Origin of the sequence: Lysinibacillus sp. A1 (assembly GCF_000801965.1) — a bacterium.
GTDB lineage: Bacteria > Bacillota > Bacilli > Bacillales_A > Planococcaceae > Lysinibacillus > Lysinibacillus fusiformis.
On the sequence record NZ_JSZM01000001.1, the window covers coordinates 234,476 to 259,028 of the forward strand.

The 24,553-nt window shown below is 34.8% G+C and carries 27 protein-coding genes and 1 tRNA gene; 25 read left to right on the forward strand and 3 right to left on the reverse strand.

The annotated features are described in order from the left end of the window. The 5 genes from PI85_RS01055 to PI85_RS01070 all read left to right on the forward strand — a co-directional run bounded on the left by PI85_RS01055 (position 1) and on the right by PI85_RS01070 (position 3,717). The gene (locus PI85_RS01055) at positions 1–594 is read left to right on the forward strand and encodes an XTP/dITP diphosphatase (RefSeq protein ID WP_036119410.1); all 594 of its coding nucleotides are present in this window, start codon (positions 1–3) and stop codon (positions 592–594) included. A 12-nt stretch (positions 595–606) separates the two neighbouring features. Continuing rightward, positions 607–1,110, forward strand: coding sequence for a metallophosphoesterase (locus tag PI85_RS01060; protein WP_036119407.1), 504 nt, complete (start codon positions 607–609; stop codon positions 1,108–1,110). Positions 1,111–1,234: 124 nt separating this feature from the next. Continuing rightward, the gene (locus PI85_RS01065; RefSeq protein ID WP_036127306.1) at positions 1,235–2,695 is read left to right on the forward strand and encodes a YdiU family protein; all 1,461 of its coding nucleotides are present in this window, start codon (positions 1,235–1,237) and stop codon (positions 2,693–2,695) included. A 100-nt stretch (positions 2,696–2,795) separates the two neighbouring features. Further along, complete coding sequence (locus tag PI85_RS23705; protein ID WP_191967662.1) at positions 2,796–2,969, forward strand: DUF2639 domain-containing protein; 174 nt, start codon at positions 2,796–2,798, stop codon at positions 2,967–2,969. A 58-nt stretch (positions 2,970–3,027) separates the two neighbouring features. After that, positions 3,028–3,717 carry a YqjF family protein gene (locus PI85_RS01070; protein WP_036119404.1) on the forward strand — a complete coding sequence of 230 codons (690 nt, stop codon included), beginning with the start codon at positions 3,028–3,030 and terminating at the stop codon, positions 3,715–3,717. Between the two features lie 28 nt (positions 3,718–3,745). On the opposite strand, the gene PI85_RS01075 is transcribed toward PI85_RS01070, so the two are convergent. Both PI85_RS01075 and PI85_RS01080 read right to left on the reverse strand, forming a co-directional pair. Next, positions 3,746–4,414, reverse strand: a complete 669-nt coding sequence (locus PI85_RS01075; RefSeq protein WP_235318439.1) for a hypothetical protein — start codon at positions 4,412–4,414, stop codon at positions 3,746–3,748. 71 nt (positions 4,415–4,485) lie between these two features. Then, positions 4,486–5,232, reverse strand: coding sequence for an SDR family NAD(P)-dependent oxidoreductase (locus PI85_RS01080; RefSeq protein ID WP_036119399.1), 747 nt, complete (start codon positions 5,230–5,232; stop codon positions 4,486–4,488). A gap of 223 nt (positions 5,233–5,455) precedes the next feature. On the opposite strand from PI85_RS01080, the gene PI85_RS01085 reads away from it, so the two are divergent. From PI85_RS01085 to PI85_RS01100, 4 genes are all read left to right on the forward strand, one after another. Further along, positions 5,456–5,529: transfer RNA gene (locus tag PI85_RS01085), tRNA-Arg, on the forward strand. A gap of 375 nt (positions 5,530–5,904) precedes the next feature. After that, positions 5,905–6,519 carry a hypothetical protein gene (locus PI85_RS01090; protein ID WP_036127304.1) on the forward strand — a complete coding sequence of 205 codons (615 nt, stop codon included), beginning with the start codon at positions 5,905–5,907 and terminating at the stop codon, positions 6,517–6,519. 97 nt (positions 6,520–6,616) lie between these two features. Continuing rightward, positions 6,617–7,183 (forward strand): DUF4352 domain-containing protein, encoded by a 567-nt coding sequence (locus PI85_RS01095; protein ID WP_052323419.1) that lies wholly within the window; start codon positions 6,617–6,619, stop codon positions 7,181–7,183. A gap of 967 nt (positions 7,184–8,150) precedes the next feature. Then, positions 8,151–8,363, forward strand: a complete 213-nt coding sequence (locus PI85_RS01100; protein ID WP_144422569.1) for a hypothetical protein — start codon at positions 8,151–8,153, stop codon at positions 8,361–8,363. Between the two features lie 200 nt (positions 8,364–8,563). On the opposite strand, the gene PI85_RS01105 is transcribed toward PI85_RS01100, so the two are convergent. Next, positions 8,564–9,202, reverse strand: a complete 639-nt coding sequence (locus PI85_RS01105; protein ID WP_082011529.1) for a hypothetical protein — start codon at positions 9,200–9,202, stop codon at positions 8,564–8,566. A gap of 492 nt (positions 9,203–9,694) precedes the next feature. Here PI85_RS01105 and PI85_RS23710 point away from each other — a divergent pair, with 492 nt between their 5' ends. From PI85_RS23710 to PI85_RS01165, 16 genes are all read left to right on the forward strand, one after another. Further along, positions 9,695–9,868, forward strand: coding sequence for a thiazolylpeptide-type bacteriocin (locus PI85_RS23710; RefSeq protein ID WP_080709115.1), 174 nt, complete (start codon positions 9,695–9,697; stop codon positions 9,866–9,868). Between the two features lie 75 nt (positions 9,869–9,943). Then, positions 9,944–10,117 (forward strand): thiazolylpeptide-type bacteriocin, encoded by a 174-nt coding sequence (locus PI85_RS23715; protein ID WP_008179395.1) that lies wholly within the window; start codon positions 9,944–9,946, stop codon positions 10,115–10,117. Positions 10,118–10,194: 77 nt separating this feature from the next. Next, complete coding sequence (locus PI85_RS23720) at positions 10,195–10,368, forward strand: thiazolylpeptide-type bacteriocin (RefSeq protein ID WP_008179397.1); 174 nt, start codon at positions 10,195–10,197, stop codon at positions 10,366–10,368. A gap of 152 nt (positions 10,369–10,520) precedes the next feature. Continuing rightward, complete coding sequence (locus PI85_RS01110) at positions 10,521–11,558, forward strand: hypothetical protein (protein WP_036119397.1); 1,038 nt, start codon at positions 10,521–10,523, stop codon at positions 11,556–11,558. Beyond that, a complete protein-coding gene (locus PI85_RS01115) occupies positions 11,527–14,004 on the forward strand; it encodes a lanthionine biosynthesis protein (RefSeq protein ID WP_036119394.1) in 2,478 nt (825 codons plus the stop codon). Before PI85_RS01110 ends, PI85_RS01115 begins: the two co-directional genes overlap by 32 nt. 11 nt (positions 14,005–14,015) lie before the next feature. Further along, positions 14,016–14,741 (forward strand): ABC transporter ATP-binding protein, encoded by a 726-nt coding sequence (locus tag PI85_RS01120; RefSeq protein WP_008179401.1) that lies wholly within the window; start codon positions 14,016–14,018, stop codon positions 14,739–14,741. 12 nt (positions 14,742–14,753) lie between these two features. After that, on the forward strand, positions 14,754–15,494 hold the full coding sequence (locus tag PI85_RS01125; RefSeq protein ID WP_036119391.1) for an ABC transporter permease: 741 nt from the start codon (positions 14,754–14,756) through the stop codon (positions 15,492–15,494). 5 nt (positions 15,495–15,499) lie between these two features. Next, positions 15,500–16,924, forward strand: coding sequence for a hypothetical protein (locus PI85_RS01130; RefSeq protein ID WP_036119389.1), 1,425 nt, complete (start codon positions 15,500–15,502; stop codon positions 16,922–16,924). Then, positions 16,924–18,597, forward strand: a complete 1,674-nt coding sequence (locus PI85_RS01135; protein ID WP_036119386.1) for a YcaO-like family protein — start codon at positions 16,924–16,926, stop codon at positions 18,595–18,597. Before PI85_RS01130 ends, PI85_RS01135 begins: the two co-directional genes overlap by 1 nt. A gap of 20 nt (positions 18,598–18,617) precedes the next feature. Then, a complete protein-coding gene (locus PI85_RS01140; protein ID WP_036119383.1) occupies positions 18,618–19,784 on the forward strand; it encodes a hypothetical protein in 1,167 nt (388 codons plus the stop codon). An 11-nt stretch (positions 19,785–19,795) separates the two neighbouring features. Continuing rightward, the gene (locus PI85_RS01145; protein ID WP_036119380.1) at positions 19,796–20,629 is read left to right on the forward strand and encodes a thiopeptide-type bacteriocin biosynthesis protein; all 834 of its coding nucleotides are present in this window, start codon (positions 19,796–19,798) and stop codon (positions 20,627–20,629) included. Positions 20,630–20,647: 18 nt separating this feature from the next. Further along, positions 20,648–21,385, forward strand: coding sequence for a SagB/ThcOx family dehydrogenase (locus tag PI85_RS01150; RefSeq protein ID WP_036119377.1), 738 nt, complete (start codon positions 20,648–20,650; stop codon positions 21,383–21,385). 19 nt (positions 21,386–21,404) lie between these two features. Next, on the forward strand, positions 21,405–22,247 hold the full coding sequence (locus PI85_RS01155) for a hypothetical protein (protein ID WP_036119374.1): 843 nt from the start codon (positions 21,405–21,407) through the stop codon (positions 22,245–22,247). Between the two features lie 158 nt (positions 22,248–22,405). After that, entirely contained in the window at positions 22,406–22,996 is a 591-nt protein-coding gene (locus tag PI85_RS01160) for an accessory gene regulator AgrB (protein WP_036119368.1), read from the forward strand. Between the two features lie 15 nt (positions 22,997–23,011). Then, positions 23,012–23,143 carry a cyclic lactone autoinducer peptide gene (locus PI85_RS23725; protein WP_008179416.1) on the forward strand — a complete coding sequence of 44 codons (132 nt, stop codon included), beginning with the start codon at positions 23,012–23,014 and terminating at the stop codon, positions 23,141–23,143. A 109-nt stretch (positions 23,144–23,252) separates the two neighbouring features. After that, entirely contained in the window at positions 23,253–24,551 is a 1,299-nt protein-coding gene (locus PI85_RS01165; protein WP_036119365.1) for a sensor histidine kinase, read from the forward strand. Positions 24,552–24,553: the final 2 nt, after the last annotated feature.

A 24,553-nucleotide genomic window follows, 5' to 3' on the forward strand; every position in this document is an offset into this window, starting at 1 on the left:
ATGAAACAGGTAGTGATCGCAACAAAAAATAAAGGAAAAGCCAAAGATTTCGAAGCATTATTTGGCCCACTTGGTTATGAAGTTGTCACAATGTTTGAAGTAGCACCAGACATGGAAATAGAAGAAACAGGTACAACATTTGAAGAAAATGCAATCTTAAAGGCAGAAGCCCTAGCGAAAAATCTTGGTACCATTGTGATTGCTGATGATAGTGGTTTAGCAGTAGATGCATTAAATGGTGAGCCAGGGGTCTACTCTGCACGTTATGCTGGTGATCATGATGATGAAGCTAATATGGTGAAGCTGTTAGAAAACCTACAAGGGGTAGAAGATGGCAAACGTACCGCTCGATTCTGCTGCTGTATTGCTATTGCAGGTCCAGATTTTGAAACGACGACTGTATTTGGTACTTGTGAGGGCGTGATTGCACATGAAAAACGTGGGACGAATGGCTTTGGCTATGATCCAATCTTCTTTGTTCCAAGTCTAGATCGTATGATGGCTGAGCTTACGCCAGAAGAAAAAGGTGCTATTTCTCACCGAGGTAATGCTATTCGTAAGTTGAAGGAGCAATTGCCGAATCTTATTAAATAAGAGGTGGTATTCATGAAAATACTTATCATGAGCGATACACATGGCGACTGTCAGGTGATCGACAAGGTTAGAAATTTTTATCCTGAAATAGATGTTCGCATACATTGTGGTGATAGTGAGCTTCCTTATGTACATGATGCATTAAAAGGAATGAAAAAAGTACGAGGGAACTGTGATCGGGAGGAAGCTTTTCCTGAGGAAGAAATTTTTACAGTCGATGGCGTAAGAATTTTGGTGACTCATGGTCATTTATTTAATGTAAAAAGTTCTATGTTGTCTCTAACCTATCGGGCAAAAGAATTGAATGCCCAAATTGTTTGTTTTGGTCACTCTCATATTCTCGGGGCTGAAATGATGGATCATATTTTATTTATTAATCCAGGAAGCTTATTAAAGCCACGGGGTCGCAAAGAAAAAAGCTTTGCCGTGCTAGAAATAAAAGATTCGACTTTTACAGTGGAATTTTGGACGGATGATCAACAATGTATGTCAAGTCATACTTTCCAACGAAATTAATACGACTTAAAAATCCGCCTTACTCTTCAAGTAAGCGGATTTTTATATGGGGTGGTAAAATTGACTAGGAATGAATGATGTTGAAATAGAAAAAATAAATGGAAAAGGTAACAAAGGAGAAAATATGGAAAAGACAATTGGCTGGAAAATGGACAATAGCTATGTTCAACTACCAAGTATTTTTTATTCCGATATGACGTTAAACCCTGTGCGTTTACCTGAATTAGTCCTGTTAAATGAAGCGGTAGTTGCGTCACTAGGATTAAATAGTCAAGCTTTAAAAAGCGAAGAGGGCATAGCCGTATTAGCCGGTAATAAAGCCCCTGATGGTAGTATTCCTATTGCGCAGGCTTATGCAGGACACCAGTTTGGACATTTTAATATGTTAGGTGATGGACGGGCACTTTTATATGGTGAGCAAATAACACCCTCTAATGAGCGTATGGATATCGCGCTAAAAGGGTCTGGCAGAACACCTTATTCTCGTGGTGGAGACGGAAGAGCCGCATTGGGGCCTATGCTTAGGGAGTACATCATTAGTGAAGCGATGTTTGCGTTGGGGATTCCCACTTCCCGAAGTTTAGCGGTAGTGAGCACAGGTGAAACGATTATCCGTGAAACTGATCTACCTGGTGCTATCCTTACGAGAGTTGCCAGCAGTCATTTACGGGTAGGGACCTTTCAATATGCAGCACAATGGGGTACAGACGAGGAACTCCAGATTTTAGCGGATTATGCAATAGAAAGGTATTTCCCAAATCAACACGGTGACACGAATCGCTATCTTTATTTATTGCAGGAAGTCATTAATAAACAAGCATCTCTTATAGCAAAGTGGCAGTTAGTGGGCTTCATTCACGGGGTGATGAATACAGATAATATGACCATCAGTGGGGAAACCATTGATTATGGACCGTGTGCCTTTATGGATTCCTATGACCCAGCGACAGTGTTCAGTTCAATTGATCGACAAGGGCGTTATGCGTATGGTAACCAGCCAAACATTGGTGGTTGGAACTTAACACGCTTGGCAGAGGCATTACTTCCCTTAATTCATGAAAATGAAGAGCAGGCCATTGAACTTGCTCAAGCTACCCTAGAACAATATCCTAAGCTGTACGCTCAAAACTGGCTGAAAGGAATGCGAGCAAAATTAGGGTTATTCGATGAAGAGCAAGAGGATATGAAGCTTATAGAAGAACTTTTACAGCTCATGGAACAGGACCGAGCGGATTATACTAATACGTTCATCGCCCTAAGCTTTGACCACATTGATAAAACCTCATTGTGGAAGTCATCAGCATTTAAAGGCTGGCATCGAAAATGGCTTGCACGATTAGCAAGACAGTCACAAACAAAAGACATGTCACAACAATTGATGCGTCAGCATAATCCCGCTGTTATTCCACGTAATCACAGGGTGGAGGAGGCATTAGAAGCAGCTGTAGAGCGGGGAGACTATAGCGTGATGAATAAATTAGTGACAGCTCTGGCACAGCCCTTTGCCCACACGAATGAACAACAGGAATATGCTTCATTACCAGAACCGTCTAATCAACCATATCGAACTTTTTGTGGCACATAAGTAGAAAACGAGAGGAATGGCTCCTCTCGTTTTTTTATTGGGCAATGGCACCCTACACAAACCAAACGCATACCCTATGTATGAATAAAGGTAAAGGAGAATGGATTCGGTGCATAAATATTCAAAAGGTTGGTTTGTAAAAGAGCTACGAACACATGGCATTTTAGTACATCCACAACTTAAAAGTCATCTAGGGTTATTTAAAGAATCTGAATTACGAAATTTATATTATCGCTATGTAGAAATAGAAGCGGCTGAGCAGAATCAAAAATAGCTATATTGTTTGAATAACTCCTTTCTAGGAAAAAATGGGCATAGAAAGGAGTTTTACTATGTGGATAATAGCACAGACATGGCAGGATGTCCTATTTTTACATTGGCCAGTATCACCCCCAGAATTAGAAAAACATATACCTCCAGAACTGACGCTAGATCTATTCGCAGAGGATGCCTGGGTAAGTGCGGTACTTTTTAAAGTCCATGGGCATCGCTTGCGATTTCTACCACCCATTCCTGGCTTGAATACTTCCTTACAATTGAATGTACGAACATATGTAGAATATGGGGGCAAGAAAGGAATCTATTTTTTTCATTTAGATGTGACCAATTATGTCTTCTCAAAAATAACAGCATTAGTCAGCTTACCCTATCGATACTCAAAAATTGTAGGAAAGCAAAGGGATAATGACAACACCTATACGAGCTATTACAAAACATTGGATGAAAGATTGAGGGTGTCCTATACAATAGGGAACAACACTCAAACTAATTTTGACCAATGGCTTGTAGAACGTTACCATTCATGGGCAAAATGGAACGATACATTGTTTCGTATTGATATTCAACATACACCGTGGGAATTACAACAAGCTGAAATAAAGATTCAAAGCAATACGTTAGCTTCTTTTATGAAGGGAACCTTTCAGGGGACACGACCCATTGCACATTATGCAAAGGCGAAAGAGGCAAAAGTTTTTACTCCAGTGATTGAACAACGAAAAACAAGATCTATCCAAAAATAGACCTTGTTTTTTGTAAGGGAGAGATATTTTAAAAGAGATAACAAAATTGCATGACAATAGCGCCGGCAATCATATCTGACATGGCAAGTGCCTCAGCCTCAATTTCATCAAATATGTCCACGTCGGCTTGATAATCTTTTTGAATCATGGTCACGGCTTCATTCTTTGTTAAAGCCAAATGCATATAAAACATCTTTTGTACGGCCTCCATACTTAAATAAGGATTGATCGTATGCAAAAATTGTGCAATATCGTCAGCATTACGATACCAATCTCTCTCTTTTGCCTCAGCCCTCGCTGTATCTCCTTTAGTAGCAGCAGTCACTAACTGAGCTGCAATCACAAGATGCTCTTTAATTAAAGCTGCATATCGATCCGCTATAGAGTCACCATAAAAGGGACGGAGGCAATTCCCTAAATCGGTTGCATTTCGTAACAAACGCTGCTGTACAAAGGGTAAATCGGGCAAATTGAAAACGATGCTAATAATCGTCATCCGTGTCCAATTCACATGCTCCATCCACAGTAGCCGATTCATCGCCATATAATCCGCCTCAGCTTTACTAATACAGCGTCGATTATCAGCTGAACGTAAAAAATGACGAATCGGTGCTGTGTATTGCGTAGAGGGGGATTGATACAACTGGCTTAATGAAAAGCCATTTGAATAAGGGTACAAAACCTCACTCCTTTTCATTCTTTTTCCTACACTAGCATACTCCCAGGTAGCTCTATGTATGAAAACAAAGAAGGCAAGGAGATATAGCATCAATCCTCGTACATCATTTTCTTCGTCATCCCACCGTCAACCGTTATGTTAATACCCGTAACAAAATCATTCAACGGATTTGTTAAATAAAGACATGCTTGAGCAATATCCTCTGGCACACCCACTCTCCCTGACAAATGCTGCTCATGGTCAATCGGACGAAGCTCCTCATAATTGCCAGTCTCAATCCACCCAGGCGAAATACAATTCACAGTAATCTGATCAGGACCAAACGATCGTGCTAAAGCATGAGTCAATGCCACAATCCCACCTTTTGTAGCGGTATAGGCTTCAGTAAAAGGTTCAGACATTTCAGCTCGTGTAGAGGCTAGACATACAATCGAGCCACCTTTGGCATTGTGCCTCATCACTTTCGCAGCCTCCCTTGCACAGAAAAAGGCACTCGTTAAATTTGTTTGCAAGAGATCATTCCACTCCTCCCACGTAATATCATAAGGGGATGTATGATGAAACTTTCCAGCATTATTAATGAATATATGAATCGCCCCATATTGTTCGACCACTCGTCGCATCAATGAAACAATATCCTGTTCCTTCGCCACATCCGTATGAACAAAGATGACAGAGAAGCCCTGATCGACCAAATCCGTCTCTAATTGCTGACCTAATCCCTTATTGATATCAGCAATAACGACCTTCGCACCCTGTCGTGCATACGCTAGCACAATGCCCTTGCCTATTCCTTGTGCACCACCAGTCACAACTACAACAGCATCCTTAAACATCTACATACCTCCCATTGATTTCTAGCCAATATTTTAACAAAAATTTTCATGTTCAACCTATCGATAAGGCAAAAAAATGGTATAATCTATATGGCGACAACATATGATAAAACATAGATGAGGGAAACCTTGCCTACATAGTAAAATTAATGTTGACATTACGCCATATAATACATATAATAAGTATTGTCCTTCCTATGGAATACATAAGAAACGACATCATGTCTCAGTAGCTCAGCAGGATAGAGCAACGGCCTTCTAAGCCGTCGGTCGGGGGTTCGAATCCCTCCTGGGACGTCATACAAAGCCTTACAGCCACAACGGTTGTAAGGCTTTTTGTTTTAATTCAAATTGTTTAATTTATAAATGGTGCCCAAAGTGTGAACAAGGTGTCCGTGATATGTTTCATATAAATGCCATAGGTATTCATTGTTGTCCTAATTTTAACATCCCAAGTGAGTTTGAACTTTCAGGTGCTCACCTTCATAAGTAGCGGAATTCTAGGTAAATCGGTTTTTTTTCTTCTAACGCTCCCAACATTGATTTATTGAAGTTGGTCGATCATTGAAGGTATTTGTTATTGTGGATTTAAACAAATGTATAAATATGAAAATAGTATTAGAAATTCCTTCATTATCCATGTATATTTGTGAAGAAGGGAGATTGAAAAAAATGAAAAAAATTCTTATTATACCACTTACATTGCTACTAAGTATTTTGTTAATAGCTTGTAACCAGAGTGATGAAAGTGGTAAGAAAACAGATGGTGCTGATAAAGCATCCGAAGAGCCATTAAAAGTTGATAAAGGTCTTTTAAATGTTGAAGTCACAATACCAGCTACATTATACATGGGGCAAGACGTAGATACTATTATTTCTGAGGCAAAAAATAGTGGAATTAAGGACGTCATTAAGAATGATGATGGTTCTTTAACTTATAAAATGTCAAAATCCAAGCACAAAGAAATGATGAAGGATTTAAAAGAAAGAATTGTAAAAAGTGTAGAAGAACTTAAAACAAGCGAAGATTTTGCTTCTATAAATGATGTAGCTTATAACAAATCATTTTCTGAGTTTACACTCACAGTAAATAAAGAAAAGTATGAGGGTAGTTTCGATGCATTAGCGTCTTTTGGGCTAGCTTTAGCAGGTATGTACTATCAATTATTTAACGGTGCGGACGTAGAAGATTATAATGTCACAATAAATTTTAAAGATGAATCAAGTGGAAAAGTATTTGATACTATGGTTTATCCAGAGGCTTTAAATGAAAATGCCAACAAGTAAGTTGAAGAGCACCTAATGGGTGTTTATTCTATTTTAAACTTAAGAGTATAGTGAAATCTCACTATAATATGTATATTTATGTATAGGAGCGATTTAAATGAAAAGAACATTTATTTATCTATTTATGTTCTGTCTGTTTTTAGCTGGGTGTGGAAGTAATCCTACAAGTAACTCATTAGCAAATGAAACAAGTAAAGATAAAATAGACGAAAAGTTTGAAGAAGAATCAAAGGAAGAACAAAAAAATGAAGAATTCGAACTTAAACAAATTGGTGAAACTTTTAAATTAGAAGATTGGGAAGTTACTTTGGAGTCGTTTGAATTTAACAAGACTATTATAAGAGAATCGGTTTCAACTGAAGCTAATGAAGGAAACAAGTTTTTAATACTGAATTTTAACGTTATTAACAATGGAACAGAAGCTGATGAGTTAATGAAACCAAGGGATGGAGCGTCTATAAAAGCTGTTTTTAACGACAAATATGATTATGAAGTTTCTTTAACTTTAATGGATGGTGATTTACATCACGAAAATGTGCGCCCTTTATCAACTGCTAAAGGGTTTGTTGCTATCGAAATGCCGGATAATGTAGTGGGGGCTTCAGAAAGTATAAGTATCTTCATGGAGAAAGAAGAAGATAAAGTCCAAATAAATATACGATAATTTATTAAAGCATCCTTTAATTAAAAATAGGATGCTTTTTATTATCTCGAAAAGATGTGGGATAATGGCAACAATTAGAATAGCAATTCAATTCGGATACATCAGCTGTGGATAGGGCCAGGGTCATATTGCTAAATTTAGCAAAATTTGTTATACAAATGTAAGGAGGTTACTTTACAATAAAGATATATTATTTCTATTTATGGAATATTATAAGTAGTCAAGTATGGGAGAATTGATTTAGCTGAATAACGATAATGTTTTTAATTGGGGAAGTGCTGAGAATCCTACGATAGTTTTTTTAAATGGTTTAGGGAGTGTAGCACTAGCCTTTAAAAGAATGAGTAAGTATTTTAATGGGTGTTGTAAATCTGTTCGTGAGTATAAAGTAGGGCGTATATGCATAGCAAAAGGATTTATCTTTAACAACTACAATTTTGATTCTCTGATAAGCTTAAAGATCATTCTTTCTTTTGTATTGCTTTAAACATTAATATAATTCCTAAAATACATAAACTCCCTGATAATAGAGTGAGGACTATTTTCCATCCTTCACTGACAATTTGGAAATATTTTAGATATAAAGCGATTCCATATATACACAATAATATACCCCAAATCGTTCTTAACAATTTCATAGAATTCTCATTCCTTCTTCTACATGGTTTTAAATATTTCTGTATAGCGATTGTAACACAATATATGTTAATCTGGTGTAGAAATGGAAATTTAGTGATATGTGAGAACCCATAGATAGAAGAAAAAGCTTGAAATAGAAGTCCTATATTACTGGTTTTCTAGAATTCATATTATTTGAGAAATAAGATATTGTGTCAGAAGTAAGTTTCAATAGTAGGCGAATCCTTTAAAGAGGCTCCCTCCATGAAGTTTGAGTAAAATATTAAAACATGGTAAAATAATACATAATTGAATATGAAGAATATTCAATTATTATGAGGTCGAGTGTGTGGATGAAAAGAAGTACGGGAGATGGCAAGTTTTAACTATCGTATTGATGATAGTATTATTAGTTGCAGCGTTTGTTTTATTTTTCTCGGGTAATTATATGGTTTTATTTGTACTATTTGGAATTTTAATGCTGCTTTTGAATTTTGTGAGTAGTTGGAAAGCCCTTAATAATACAGAATATGTTTATTTAAAAATCATAAAAACAATGTGAAATGGTAATTACACACTTAGGAACCTGTTCGGATTTAAAAGAATGGGGTCCTTCGTATGATATTGTTCAGCCAGAGTTTTCTGGCTGAACTTTTTTATGTAGATTTCATCTATCAGTAACTAAGGTAAAACCTTGAGCCAATGTAAGACAGAAATCCCCTATACCAAAAGGACTGGCGTGTATGAACTTCATCATACACGTTAGTCGAATAAGGAATCTATGTTAAAATACTGCGTTAATGGCAATTTCCTACCTTCTTTATCCCATTTATGGTATTCATCAAAAACTACCATCACATCATTATTTGCACGTACCTCTACTAAATATTTGACAGCTATAAAACTACGCCAATAATCAAACATTATACTCGTTAAACCTCCCTGATAACTAAAATTTCCAAACTCATCCAAGGAATGATTGCCGTATTTGGTTTTAAATATTTCTATCATTTTTGATTCTATTTCAGTAATTTTATTAAATTCAACGCTATTCAATAAATATTTCCTTGCTAAATAATCACACATTCCTTCTTCAAACCATATACTGTCCTCTCTCTCATCATCGAACTCATCAATGAATAAATTTGAATGATGGGCTAATTCATGTCCTAATATCGTTAATAAATCATTTTCTGACATATTTTCATAAAACTCTTTAATACTTGGATGATCATTCTCATGACCTTCTAACTGGCTAACTAATAATTTCCTCCAACCTGATAAGTCAGGAGAAATATAAATCGTATCCTTGTTTGTAAAGGCAGGTATAGGAATTTGGGAAAATATAGTTGTAGCTAATTCTTCGGATGTCCAAACTATACCTTTTGGTAAATCCCTCAAAGTATAATTTTGTTCTAATTCATATTGGAATATTTAATTTTGTGTGAGTCTCTCGATGATCCCCTGAAATTTGGAGAAATCCTCTTTACTTTCAAAAGCATATATATGTTTCATTAAATCTACCTTCTTTTCTAATTCTTTTATTGAGCCTGCATAGGTCTATTAACCATTAAATGTTTCTATATTTATAAATATTGGAGTTTAATAAAAATTAATCTAGCGAGAATGGTTGACTGTTATCTCCTATAGAATGGAAGAATTCGCTTAAGAAAAATGCTTAAGCGGTTTTTTTCATTCAAATCAATCATGTTTATATTGCCATCAATCAGGAAAATAACAAATTTTATTGACAGTTAAGATAGAAAATTGCACACCTAATTTAGCTAACAGGGACACCTAAGTATAGAGGAGCAGTTTGTATGAAAGGAATGAATAACCTTAGAATTCTCGAGTTATAGTGTGTATGTAAATAAATGAAAGGAGAAATGAAAAATGGAAAAAGACTTAAGAAAAAAAGAATTGAATGCAAATGAATTCGATTTAGAAGTAGAATTATTAGATTTGGATGAAGTGTCAGCGATTCCAGAAACAACAGCAAGCAGTGGCTCAACAAGTTGTTCAGCCTCATCAACATGTGGTTCAACATCATGCTGTGGTTCTTGTTAATAATTCACTTGGGCAAATTGAAGTAAGTTTTTATTGTAGAAACCAAATAATCACTATTTCTAGGAGGAACTAAAGATGAAAAAAGAGATGACTACTCAAACAGTAAATGCAAAAGAATTTGATTTAGAAGTAGAATTATTAGATTTGGATGAAGTGTCAGCGATCCCAGAAACTACAGCAAGCAGTGGCTCAACAAGTTGTTCGGCATCATCAACATGCGGTTCAACATCATGCTGTGGTTCTTGTTAATAAATGTTTGGAAGAGGTAGAGTCGGTTTCAAAAAATAGTATAAACAACTAATTACTATTTATGGGAGGAACAAGGGATGAAAAAAGAGATGCATACGCAGGAAGTAACTACAAAAGAATTTGATTTAGAGGTGGAATTACTAGATTTAGACGAGGTGTCAGCGATTCCAGAAACAACAGCAAGCAGTGGCTCAACAAGTTGTTCAGCATCATCTACATGCGGCTCAACATCATGCTGTGGTTCTTGTTAATGACTTAAAAAATGGAGCGGTTGAAACTACATTTTGTGACAACCGCCCAATTCTCTTTATTTGAAGCTGCTAAACCATGAAGAATTGAACAAATGAATTTTTAGAATCAAACATTGTCTTGTTAAAGAAAAAATACATAAGGGTGTGTTGCCATGTATCAAACCTGTATTTATAACTATGACAGTTCATTAGAACAATCATTGCTATTACTTATTGATGAGTTGTGGGATAAACATCAATACTTTGTGTCAAAAGGCTGGGAGGGGGGACCTCATATTCAGTTGATTACAAAACATAAAATTTCACAATCTGAATATGACGCTTTGAAAAAAAGAGTGAGCCAGCTAATCGAAGAACAGCCATTGGATAAATCATATATTGATCAAGTGAAGAAAAAATATGAGCAAAGCTCCCGATTGCTATCAAATTTAGAAAATAAGAAAAATGAACGAGCTATTCGAGAACACGGGGAAATGGACATATATCCTTATTATTTGCCTGTTCATAATGAACGATTAACGAATTTATATATGAACGAACGATTCAGACATTACCCATTGCTATTGGATACTCGAAAATATATAGAAGCACAGAGCATTAGCGTTGAGGAGCTGTTTCCCCTTATTTTTTCAAGAATTTCAGATGTCTATCATGAAACAAATAATAATAAAGGTTACTTTTCGTTTGTCTCGCATGTTCAGGGCTTCTTTGAGCTTTCTGCCAAGCAAGAGAAACCATATACCGAAAAGTTATTTGAGACATTTTATTTAGAAAAACAATCAGGTTTAGAAGCTGCAGAGAAAGCACATTCTCCAATAATTAATAGATGGTTTAACTATTTTACAGAGTTTTATGGATGTTGTTTAAGTCAGGTGGATGAATTGTTAGACAATCACTATAAAGCGGAATTGACTCGTACTATTGAGGAATTAGAGAAGAATTTTAAAAATGAATTTCATAAGAATTTTGTAGCCTATTCAAAGAAAAATAACTTTATGGAAAATCCAGAGGCAACGGCTTATAGATTTACCGTAAATCTGCTGTATTTACTATTACCTTACTTTAATATAAGTGCTTTGAAGAAGCAAAAGTATATTTATATGGCTTACAGAATTGTGGAAAGTAAAAAAGGGATGACTTGGAGGGAGGAGTTAGGACTTGACTATAATCGTTACTCAAAATCCATTTAGTATTTATCGAGGAACCAATACTTCTGATCAGTGGTACTTTGAAATGAGAGCAAAAGCGAAGGAAATTCAGTCTGCTAAAGAAGCTATTGATAATGTTCATGCAAAAATTGAAAGAGAGAAGGAAATGGTAGTCAGTCAAATTGAAGAAGAGTTCTCTCTACAAAAGGATCCAAAGCTATTGAACCTGAAACGGGATGTTCATAATTTACGTAGCATTCGTTTAAGGAAATACTCAGGGCCAATTTTATTGAATCAACTAGTAGAGCTTTTAGATCAATTGGAGTTGTACCAAGAAGCACTGCAACAAAGGTATGAGGAAGCTGTATTGAAGTCAAGAGAAATTCTGCAACGAGAAATAGCAGATGAGCAGCTGCAAAAGACCGTTTTATTTTTTAATCAAACTATTTATAAGAACATTGAAAAATATTTATCCAAACCTGTCCAAACACATAATAAAAAAGAAAAAAAGTTGGACAATTTTATTATCAACTTGTTAATGCGCAGCTCTATGAAGACTAGTCCGTTTTCTTATCTTACGCAAACAGGTTCTTCTGGTAATCGATTTTTAATCAAAAAGAAGGCAAACATCGAATTAAACCATGCGCTACTTTTTAGAATATTTTTGGAAGTTATTCGTACGAACAACGATACATTAGAAAAAATTCCAGTCCATGTTTCTAAATTTGGGCAAAGGAATTCTAAAATCTTTTTTGTCACGCAAGAGAATGTACCGCAATCTAAGAAAATATATGAAACAAGAGATAAGCTGGTTGAGATGGGGATTGCGGAAGAAGTAATTCAATTTCTAAAGAAAAAACAAGGGCAAACGATGTATTATAAAGAATTTGCTCAATTTCTAAGTGAATATGATCTTTATTCGGGGCATGAGTTGGATGTATTTAAAAAGCTTGTTTCCACGAAAATCGTAGTACAAAAAATTTCAGTAAATGCTAAAAGAAATCTTGTAGAAGAAATGATTTCCTATTTAAAAGACCACGATATTTGCGAAGAGCTATCATGCCAGCTGCAAATCATTAATGAATTGCAAAAGGAATTCGAGCAGGCAGATACAAATGAGCGGATAGTTCTTTGGAAAAAGATTGAGGATATTATTAAAAATTTGAGTGAAACTATTCCGAATTTTGGTACGGAGATTCTATATGAAGATATCTTGTTTGATGCTCAAAGTAATAAGAGCAGCATTAAAGATATTGACAATAAATTTTCTAATCATTTTTTTGAAGAAATTACGGCATTTTTACTGTTGTTTGATGTGAATATTCGTGTGCAATACGAAGTTGCTGCGCTTTATAAAAAAATATATGGGCACTCGGAGATTAGTTTATCTGACAGCAATTTATTAAACAATGTATTCTTCGAAAAATTGAGATACTTCTTCCCTTATTTCCAAGACATGGATTACCGCTATGATGATGCGATTGCACCTGAAGTAAAGATTTTGGATGATCTTAGAGACGAATTTAAAGCATTCTTTTCCCAATACTTAGATGAAAATCAAGATGTAGAAATAGATTTTCAGGAACTAATCAAGCCCTTCTCTAAAAGAATTCCTAAGTATATTAAATACGGCAATGAATTTAGTATGACATTCTTTTATCAGCTTTTTCAGGAGAAAGTAATTTTAAACGATATTTATGACGGTCAGGAGAAATTTTTATCCAGGTTTAAAGACTTCTTCAAGGATTTGAATACTGATTCACAGTATCAAGAATATATAGGGAAAAATTATTACGATAAAAATTATTATGAAGTGACAGAGCTGTTTGGATTTAATGGCGGTATTCATGATAGAAATTATAAACAAAAATTAAATTTAGAGTTTGGAAATCAGAGATTCCATGATGTTGGGTATCCTCATATATCAGATTTCTCGGTTAGATATGATGAGAAAACGAAAAAATTGAAAGTGCTCGACCATCAGAAAAATGAAGCAAGGGTCGCCTATAAATCGTCATTAGTGCCAGTGTTCTTGCCAGGTGTTTTATCTGTATTGCTACTGTTGTTTCAAAGCGGAAGAATTAACTTTGATATAAATTACTTTTTGAAAAAGAGAAGTGATATGCCAAGAATTAGTTTTGAAAATATTGTGATGTACAGGAAGAAGTGGAATATCAAACACGAGGATATTGAGCGTATAAGCAAGGATGCGGCAAATGAAGTAGAACTGTATACATTAATAAATAACTATTTTCAAGACAGAGATTTACCAGAAACTTTCTTTTTAAAGAAATATCGTATGGGTGAAGAAATTTCTGCGATGAAGCCATTGTTTATTGATATTACAGTACCCATACTATTCAAACATTTTATGAATGAAATTACTAATGAAGAAAGTGAAGATCCTACGTTCTTTATCGAAGAGGTGTTACCTGAATTTAAAAATGAGCTTAGGGAATATGTTGTGGAATATACGATTGACAATTAGGAGGGTGAACGATGCAGAACTTTAATGTAAAGGTAGAAAAACTAACGAAGAATTATGGGAAAAAGGCTGTTCTAAAAGGAATAGATTTTATTGCTGAAAAAGGTGAGATTATTGGTGTTATCGGTAAAAATGGAGCTGGGAAATCAACATTCTTAGAAATTTTAATGACCATTAAGGATTTTAATGACGGGAAGGTTGTTGTCTTTGGTAATAATTTAAAAGAAATTGATCAAGCACAGCTTGGAAAAATTAAAAGCAATATATCCGCAGTATTGCAACCTACACAGTTTTATAAAAAATTAAAAGTAAAAGAATTACTAGATCTTTTTAGATCTTATTATGGTAGCAAAGTAGATCTGAATGAAATTATTGAGGAGTTTGAATTGCAGGAGCATTTAAATACATTCTTCGATAATTTATCTGGAGGCTGGAAGCAAAAGGTTAGTCTAGCAATCGCTTTTTCTTCTAAACCACGTTTGATTATTTTGGATGAACCGACTACCGGACTGGACCCTCATATGCGAAACATATTATGGGAAAGTATTACAGGATATATTAAGAAAAATGACAGTACAGTCATTTTATCGACTCATTATATGGATGAAATCGAACTCTATTGTGATAAAGTTCTTTTCATTAATGAGGGTGTAACCGAAGTATTCGATACACCAGAAAATATTCTGAAATCCGGTCATAAATCTATTAATAGCTTTTATCTCGATAAAATTGCCAAATAAGGGGGAGTAAATATGTTATTAACACAAATTAAATATGACTTAAAAATGTTCTTTAGAGAGTTGTTTTATTTAGTCTTTACGGTTGTTGTGCCGCCTGTCACATATATTTTAATGGGACAAATGTTCAGTAATGCAACCTATAGCGGAGGAATGAACTATGTTCAAATGTATACACCTTCGTTTATTGTCCTCATTAGTTTTTCAGTTGTATTTTTTGCCTTTGGTTTTGATCAGGTAATGAATCGTGCAGCTGGTATTGAAAAAAGACTTTTCATTACGCCGATCACTGATAAAATTCTTCTCATGTCCAGTATTGCTAAGTCATTTATTATAGCTACAGCAGGATTTTTCTTAATCACTTTGATTGGCTTACTAGTTTATGATTTGCAGCTTTCAATTGTTAATTTTTTGATGTCATATGTAAGCTTATTACTAATTAATGCGGTGATGTTGGTTTATTCTCACGCAATTTATTCAAACTTTAAGGAAGTAAAAACAGCACTTATTTTATCTATTGTATTGTTCCAAATTGTTATGTTCACTGGCGGCTTCTCTGTTCCAGTGGAAAGTCTTCCGAATTTTGTGAAGTATGTATCTTATGTAAACCCATTCTATCATTTAAATAATATTTACATCTCAATTTGGAATCAGACATTTGAATTCAATCAAGATATGCTGATTTCCATCGGGTACACATCGGCCCTTCTGATTATTTCATTAGTTGTCATTAAGTTCAACAATAAGAAGGAGTGAGTAATATGCTAATAAAGGCTCGAAGAAATATTCGATATCACTATAATGAACCAGACCTATTTATATATGGATCAAATGAATTAATAAAATTAAAACTAAGTATTTCAGAATATGATGAAATCACTTCCTTGATTAGTAAGGCCTATCAGGGAAGTGAAGAAACAGCACTTTTTGAAGAGTTTAACCGCTACACGAAACTCATTCAATTTCTTATAGAAAAACATGTTTTTTATTTAATTGATCCAAAGGTTTATGATCTTCACAAAAACAGTCTCTATTTGCCGTGGGTTGAAGAGCAATGTCTATCAGTAGAAAAAGGTCTGAGAGACATTGAGAAAATTTGTGTGAACATTCCCTCATCTTATTTTGGTGCAATTTATCTCAGTGAATTATTGGCAGAAAATCATATTCAACATGAAATTGTAGAAGTAGAAAATATAGAAGTTTTGGCAGACGGGAAAATCGCTGCATATTATTATATTGGGAAAAAAGAAGATAGAATATGGGTTTCCACAAGAAATCATCCGGATTTTGAGGCTGTGTCAGCTGAGGATATTTCAGAGAAGCTTCTAGCAGGTTTCCTTTATTATGGCGCCATTATATCTATCATTGGGAAAGAGGCCCCTGTATTCAATATTAATTCTCTTATGGAAGTTGAAAGGAAATTGGCATTTGATGGAATTGAAAAGGTGGATTATCAAATTTCAAGAAGAACGCCTCAAGATGCTATCAAGAATTATAATTCACTCGAAACTTTTGTAAAAAAATATGATTCAAAGATAGTATCTTTTAATAAAAATAAAGCCTATTTTACTTACAATCAATCACCATTGCAGATTATTACTGTACAAACAGAAGACGATGAAAATTACTTCTTTGCAGATATTTCTTATGAAAGGCTCGCACAGTTTCTTTCAGAGGCAGCATTTATCGAAATATTAAAAAACAGTTATTCAAAGGATCTTCTGTTGAAGCAGCAGGGAAAAGTCATCTATAGTACCCAACATCATAAAACAGGGAAACTGTACAGATTAGATCTGAATGAGTTGGAGGAATCAGAACTTATTAGTAGTTTAATGAATCAAGAAAAGTTATCTACCAATTTCTACCTCCAGGCATGTAGTAGAGGGGGGTATTACTTGTATGCTGTAAATGACAAATCAGAGGCATTCATTTTTCAACTTCCTGTAAAAACAGCAGCTCAGTTGACAACAGTTTTACTGACGTGGATTAGTATGCATATGAATGATGTATCTATTAAGGAATCATTCTTCCAAACCATAGATTTAAATGAGCTCCATCTAAAAGAAGTCAGTTCGGTAAATTGGGAAATCTCTAATCAAGAAAATTTAGTAATTGGTCAGCAGACTACTGTAGGGAAAATTCTCAGTGATCATGGTTTTGAATATGAACTTTTGGAGGTGGAGTGATGACCATACAAACAAACATTGCTACGATTCTGACAAACCAAAAGTATATTTTTATTCATTCATCAAAGAATGATTCATTCTTTTGCTTAGATTGCTTTAAGGAGCGAACAAAAGAACTGAAAAGCTATCAACAATATTTTGGTTGGCAAGAAGACCAGCCAAATCGATTAGAATCAGAAATAATTGATACGCTTGTGCAAAAGCTCCAAACAAATAGCGAACCGTTCCTCTATGAAATAAACCGAGATACATTGGAAATTCAAGCGAAAGCAACCTTCAAGCGAGGAGATTGTCAGTGTAATGTAGATACTGGTTCAAATCGACCTCAGGAATTGGATACGCTATTCAATGCAAAAGATAATCGGCAATTGAGCTTTGAACAAGTAAGAGAGAAGATTGAAAGAAATAAAAAATTAATCTATGAGCACCCATCTTCGATTGTAAATGCATTAGCTCGCTCCGGCGATTCTTATGGAACACCAATGGTTCAGACAGAAGTATTGTATAAGGGAATATCAATGCTTTCCTATGGTCGGACAGGGACGTATGAAAAGTCAAAATATATTTCTATTTTGGAATCGTTGGAGCGCTATGCCACAGCGTTTCCTTATAAAAAGCAACAAAGGGCAATGAGGGAAAAAGATTCTGAAGTGATTGATCTCACACTGAGTGAAGTGATGGCTCAATGCAATTATGGCAATCCAGAAAATTATTCGGAAGATCAGCCACTGAATTATGAAAAAGTTTGGGCATTGCATAGTGAAAGAGATGTTCTAATTCCCGAGCAGCTGATTTATTATAACTCTCATGTTGTTTCGAATGAAAAAAGATATATTTACGAAAGCTCCAATGGCAGTGCTCTTGGTTCAACAGAAGCAGAGGCCAGCCTACACGCGATGCTAGAACTGATTGAACGAGATGCTTTTTTAGCTACTTGGTATGGACAGATTCCACCTGTCAGAATTGATGAATCTAGCATTTATTCTAAAAAAATTCAGGCTTATTTGGACTCTTTAAAGCAAAAAAACATCCGTGTACATTTGTTTGATATATCGATGGAAGTGAAAATTCCGACAATCTGGGTCTTATTAGAAAAAGAGGAGCCTAAGGAAAATGAAATGGCCTTCTACACGGCTGCGGCGGCTTCCTTTGACTTGGAAGAGTCAATCGAGCGAGCGTTGATTGAAGCTACAACTGCGATTACTGTTTTTACAAATGTCTTCAATAATGAGGAATATCAGACTAGGAAACGACAATTGTTGGACAATCCTCAATCGGTGCACAAGTTGGAAGACCACTTGCTACTTTACTCAAACAAGGAGATGAAATATGCATTTTCGTTTGCATTGAATACGGAAATGGTGTCTTCCTACGAGCAATTGGAGGCAGGATATACAGTATATCAAGGGAAATTTTCCGAGGTTGTTCGAACGCTTGAAGGCCAATTGGTCGATATTTCTGGTAAAGCATATCGAGCTATGACAGAAAACCCGAATTTATTTTCTGCAGGATTTGTAAATGTGAAATATATAGTGCCAGGTATGTTGACGATGACTTTTGGGCATCAAAATAGACGAGTTGTCAGTCAACGAATTGAAAAAGCTATTCAGTTTAAGAAGAAAGGGAAGCTAGATAAAGACTGGATAGAGAAAACACCCCATCCATTTCCATAATTGAACGGGAGGGAATAAGGATGATTGATCACCAATATTTAGATCGATTCGGAGAGGATCGCTATAAGCAATCATTGTCTGTTGCACAAGTTGATGAAGAACCACTGTTTAATAATCATTTAGATGTGATTGACATGAAATTTTTGAAGGAACTTGGTAAAAGTGATGGCTGGAGTTCTATTATTTACGATCTCTATTATTATTTAGAGATGATTCAGCGGATAGATTTTTTCAGCAAATACTATTTCCATTCTTTTTCTCCCAAAGCTAGAAATATAGATAGTCTCAAATTGGTATTCGTTCATAAAACCCATATGTTTGTATACAAAGCATTAACAGACAAAGTTTATGTATATCACCAAGAATATTTTAAAGGATTGAATGCTGAAAGAGACTATCTCGTCATCGTCAATGACAATCGCCAGCTTCAAAAATATTATGGTGAGTTTTCTTTAATGCTAAGTTTATTGAATACAGGTCATTATCTTTATAATCTTGACTATGTTTTAAATGGTCATCAAATTCGTCACCGCAAACTAACAACCGCATCGCTTGGAAAGCCTGTTGAATTTGTCACAATTCCGCTTGTATTGGAAATAGCTTTAGACCAAGAATATCATTTGAGTACAACAGATATAAAAGCGCAACCGGAGACAGAATTTTTCAGGAGAAGAGTATCGGAGCAGAATATTAAAGGTGATGCAGTAGTTAAAAAGTTGATGTCAGCTAATACACACCATCGAATACTACAGGAGTTCCAAGCAGCTGTGCAGGACTATCCTGGAATAGGCTTGTGGACGTTTATAGATAATATAACTGATGTCAAAAGTGGCTTTTATCGGATTGGAGAAACGTGTGAATTTATTCAACCGAAAGGCAAACTTATGTATACGAAGATGTTGCAAGAATATCAAGATTTCACTAATTTGGAAGGCATGTATTATTGGCTATTTTTTACCTTTGAGAAATCAGGTCAGGATTATGATGATATTTTTTTAAGGATGGGTCATTTTGCACAGCATTTATCTATTATTGCTGCGAAGTATGGATTGGCTGCTCGAGGGATTAAAAATTATAACGACAAAATAATAAAAGAAAAATTCAATTTAGAGAACAATGAACAGCTTGGCTACTCGTTAAATCTTTTTAAGAGCTGGAACACAAGTCACAGTATATTTCTAAAATAAAGGAGGACCTTATGTGGGTATCTAAACATGTATTTATTCATGATTATGTCTTAATTGAAGAATTTTTAAAAGAGTGTTTGTTGCCATATTTAGATAGAGAAAAAGTTCGATATTTTTTCATTCGTTATTGGGATGGTGGTCCCCATATTCGATTGAGGTACCAAACAGCACAAGACGCAGCAGAAAAAATTGAAAAAGAATTGGAGCACTTATTGGAAAGCTTTCATCTAAAGCATAGTAGTCACTCATTTCAAGCTATTTCCTATGATGAGGCGATCATTCAGACAGAAGGCATTGTACCAACTGCTCCGTATCCGAACTTTTCAATTCAGGCGATCGAGTATGTACCAGAGCTAAACCGTTATGGGGGCGAGGCAGCAATGACGCTGTCTGAAGAACTATTTGTCCACTCTTCAAAATTTGCTGGACAAATTATTCAAAAGCTTAATCGAACTCAGCGTTATGTGTTAGCGATTGACCTCATGTACAACTGTACAAAAATTGCTCAAGAATTAGGATATATTGAGAAGCATGAGACAATGTTTTATGCGTATCGTGAAATATGGACTCAATTTTCTCAGAATAAGACCCCAGAACAAATATATAAAGTGATTAACAACAGAATTGATCAATTGAAAAATGGAGAGCTTGCCATTGAATTCTATCAGCCTTATCTTAAGGTTTTTAAATCTATGCTTGCTCAAATAAAGTTATGTCAAACGACAATGGAGCCAAAGTACGCCTTTTATATTGTCATTTCTCATCTCCATATGTTGAATAATCGATTAGGGGTATCTCCGGAATATGAATTCATTTTTTCAGATGCTTTTCTTAAAGCTGGGTGATTTCTTAAAAAGGAGGAAATGAATGTGTGGAACTTTAAAGGGGAGCGGAATATAGAAAAAAAATTCATTGATTATCATATGATGTCAATCAATGAACCTGAATTCACCAATACTCAAGTATATGCGCATAGACCGAGAGAGTTGCAGGAAAATGGCCATTATCCGTTAATTGATTTAGATTATACGATTGACGATAATAATATATTTGAAAAAATATTAGGGACGAGATATTCGGCAAGGGAACCATTCAAGGCGAATGTGAAAGTCGATAAAAAGGTAATGGCACAATTTACTCAATTGGCCATGATTGGTGGTGAAAAAGAAAACCGTACATACCCCTCTGGGGGGGCACAGTACTATGTTAACATTTATTTTTTATTCAACGAGCAATTGGTAGACGTTGATTTGATAAAGCAGGGGAATATTATGCTGCTGAATAGTGATACTCAAAAATTATTAGTTAAACAATACGTGCCGTGGGATGAAATGAGTAAAGCGTTTATCCAAAAGTATTTGGCAAATACCGCTCAGTTCGCAGTTGCTTTGAGTTGTGATATGTCGGGGATCTCAGGAAAGTATACAGATATCTCCTATAAATTGGTACAACAGGAGGCCGGACATATTGGACAGAATATTCAGTTGGTAGCGAATTACTTAGGATTGGAAAGTGTACCACTGGGCGGTTTTTATGATATTGAGTTATCAAAACTTTTGAGTGATAACCAAACATCCTTGTATGCATTTCTTATAGGATAGAAAGGAGTGGAGGTTGAATATGTATTGCTTAAAATTGAAATATCAAGTAAAAAAAATGAACGATTTCTTTATGATCCAGGATTGTATAACATTAGAAACAGTCATGGCCTTTAAAGTTAAAGATATCGAGTTTAATAGATTAAAAGAGATTATTTATCATGGAATCGATGAAACAATGGACTGCTCGGAAAATAAGCTTGGAAAACAGCTTTTGGAAAAGGACCCTACATTGTTTATCTCCTATGAAAAACAAAAATCCAGAGATCTATTGAATCTAGTGAGAAGCTATACAGAATTTTTTACCCCTTATTTCATTTCTACAGAAGCTATTGTAGAGTACTTGATTTTTGCAGAAAAAATTATTGATACAGGGAAAATCTTTAACATTCAAGTCATGTTAGAAGATAAATTCCCAAATGTTCAAGAGTTTCTGGAAAAATCACCGTTTGTACAAACTATCTATGATGAAAACCCACAGGACAATATTGATTTGTTAATTGGAACACAAAAGAAAATTGCAGAAATCAATCAAGTTGAATCTTTTGCAAAGTATATACTGGCTTTGAGCTGTCAGGAAAATAGTTTAGAGATTGGTCCATTAATCAATACAACGAAGTTTGAAATCCCTAAGTTTTCAATAGAAGGTGAGCTGAATGCAGCCATCATGCATCATGAAGAGTTGTTGATGTGTTTCTTCTTAGAAAGAATTCTATTTATTCAGTTATTTAATTTATATAATAAAATGCGACAAAATGAATTTTTCCCCACTAGAAACAAAGTCTGTATCAATCGAATGGATCTTCAAGGATATAGTGAAGCGGTTACGCTGTATCCCAAATATTTGGTTGAGTTTGTCGTATGAAAAATTTCATAATTGTAAGGAAAATACTCGTAACTGTGTATTTTCCTCTTTTTTTTTTGCATATATGTAATCAGAGTAGTAAGTTACTAAATATTTAAAAAAATGCTAGAAAAGAAAGATATACTATTATTGTAAAGAAAAACAAGGAGGGGATAATAATGGAAATGCTGCTAAAGGGATTTAGGGAAGACGTGTTGGCAGAATATATGGTTAGCAAATTAAAAGAAAGACAAGAACTGACCAGAATTCAAGAATTGAAGTGTAAATTGGGTATTGAAGTCTGTCTCATTAATCTTGGGAAGGCCGTTCCTGTCTATTTGACTGCATTTTTACTTCATTCAGTGTGGCTAACATTTATTTTTCACAGTGCTTATTTATTAGTACGGGTCTATGCTAGAGGTATTCATGCTCAAAAAAGCAGTACCTGCACGTTGATAAGCATTTTCCTTTTCGGGATACTACCGATCATCATACGAGATATTTCAATATCAGAATCGATGTTCTGGATAGGTATTCTAGCTGTATATATCTGTCTTTATAAATATGCCCCTCAAGATACAGAAAAGAACCGTGTTAATGATAAAGCGTTGAGAGTAAAACTGAGAAACAGAGCCATTATTGGCTATTCGATTTGTGTAGCTGTAATGGTTAGTACAAGCTCACAACTAGTCATCAATCAAGTATTTTTTGGAAGTCTACTAGCTGTATGTTGTATTCTTCCATTAACATATAAATTATTGAAAAAATAAAGGAGGAAGAAGGAAATGAAAAAAATTCAAAATATGTTTGCAGAAGGTCTAACAAAACTGTTTGTTGCTGTAGGAGGGTTAAGTGTTCATAATTTCTGTGTATTGTATTCATTTGAACCAACAATTCCAGAAGAACTAAAAAAGTAAATTATACGTGAAATACTAGATTTTCGCTAAAAATTCTAAATTTTGCTAATTTGGTTTTCTATAGTATAATATTCATACTAGATTCCTATAGAGAGATGAGGATTAGCGTGTGATTCTATTAGCTATAGTTCAAGTCGCCATTCAGTGTATTTTAGTAGCTTTTGTCATAGGGAAACGTTTTATTCGAAAGGAAAATATTATTGCAGTTATACTGTTTAGTCTAATCATGGGTGGGCTATATCCGTATCTAGATATTTTTGGTTCGCTCTTAATATTTGCGTTTGTTCTGGGTATGTTTAAGTATACCTATCTAAAGTGGATACCTGCACTGTACTACGCATCAACAATAATGATTGGTATGATCCTCATTGATCATATAACAACTTTCATTTTGGGAAAAGTTTTAGATATTGATACAATCTCCTCAACAAACGAACTCATTTTTTCAGCCGTATTACTACATCAATTTATCACACTCATCATTGGTATTATATTTATAAATCTTTGGAAAAAAATCACTTTCAGAGTTTTTGAGAAGGATGCAGAAGATAGGATTACAAAACGAATTTTAGCTTTCTTGGGTCTTTTTACATATACAATTTATTTTACAATGATTGTTTATGTACGATTAACAGGAAATCAAAATACGCTAGTATTGATGAATACGCTGTACTTATTTATTTATTTCGTCATTTTTGCTGTCAGTTTGTCGTTCCTAGTATATACCTTCAGAAAGCAGTTAGAGATGAGGGAGAAGGAAATTGAGCTAAACAGTATACAAATGTACACGGAACAGCTGGAAAAAAACTATTATGAAATGCGAACTTTTCGCCATGATTACATCAATATCCTATCTTCTATGTCCGAATATATTAACAATCGTGATATGAATGCTTTAGAGAGCTATTTTAATGATAATATTATGCGTGTCAGTCAAGAGATTCGGGATAATGATTTTAAAATGAGAGGGTTGTCTGAAATTAAAATTCCAGAAGTAAAAGGTTTGGTTTCCTCCAAACTGATTACAGCACAAGAAAAGGGGATAGATGTGGTTTTTGAATGCCCTAACGAAATTCATTATTTGAATATGGACAGTGTACTATTGTGCCGCTGTATTGGAATTATTTTAGACAATGCCATTGAAGCAGCTGAAGAGGTGGAGAAGGGTATCATACGAGTGGGGTTTGTTGAGCTTGAACAATCCGTGTCCTTTGTAGTTTGGAATACGTTTTGTGATACAGGTCATAAACTTTTTCAATATTTCGAAAAAGGGTTCTCGACAAAAGGTGAAAATCGAGGCTTGGGGCTGAACAGCCTGAAGAAGATGGTTGATCAAGAAAATATGACACAGTTGGATACAGTTATCGAAGATGGTTTTTTTAAGCAGGAAATTGTAATTTTAAAGTGAGG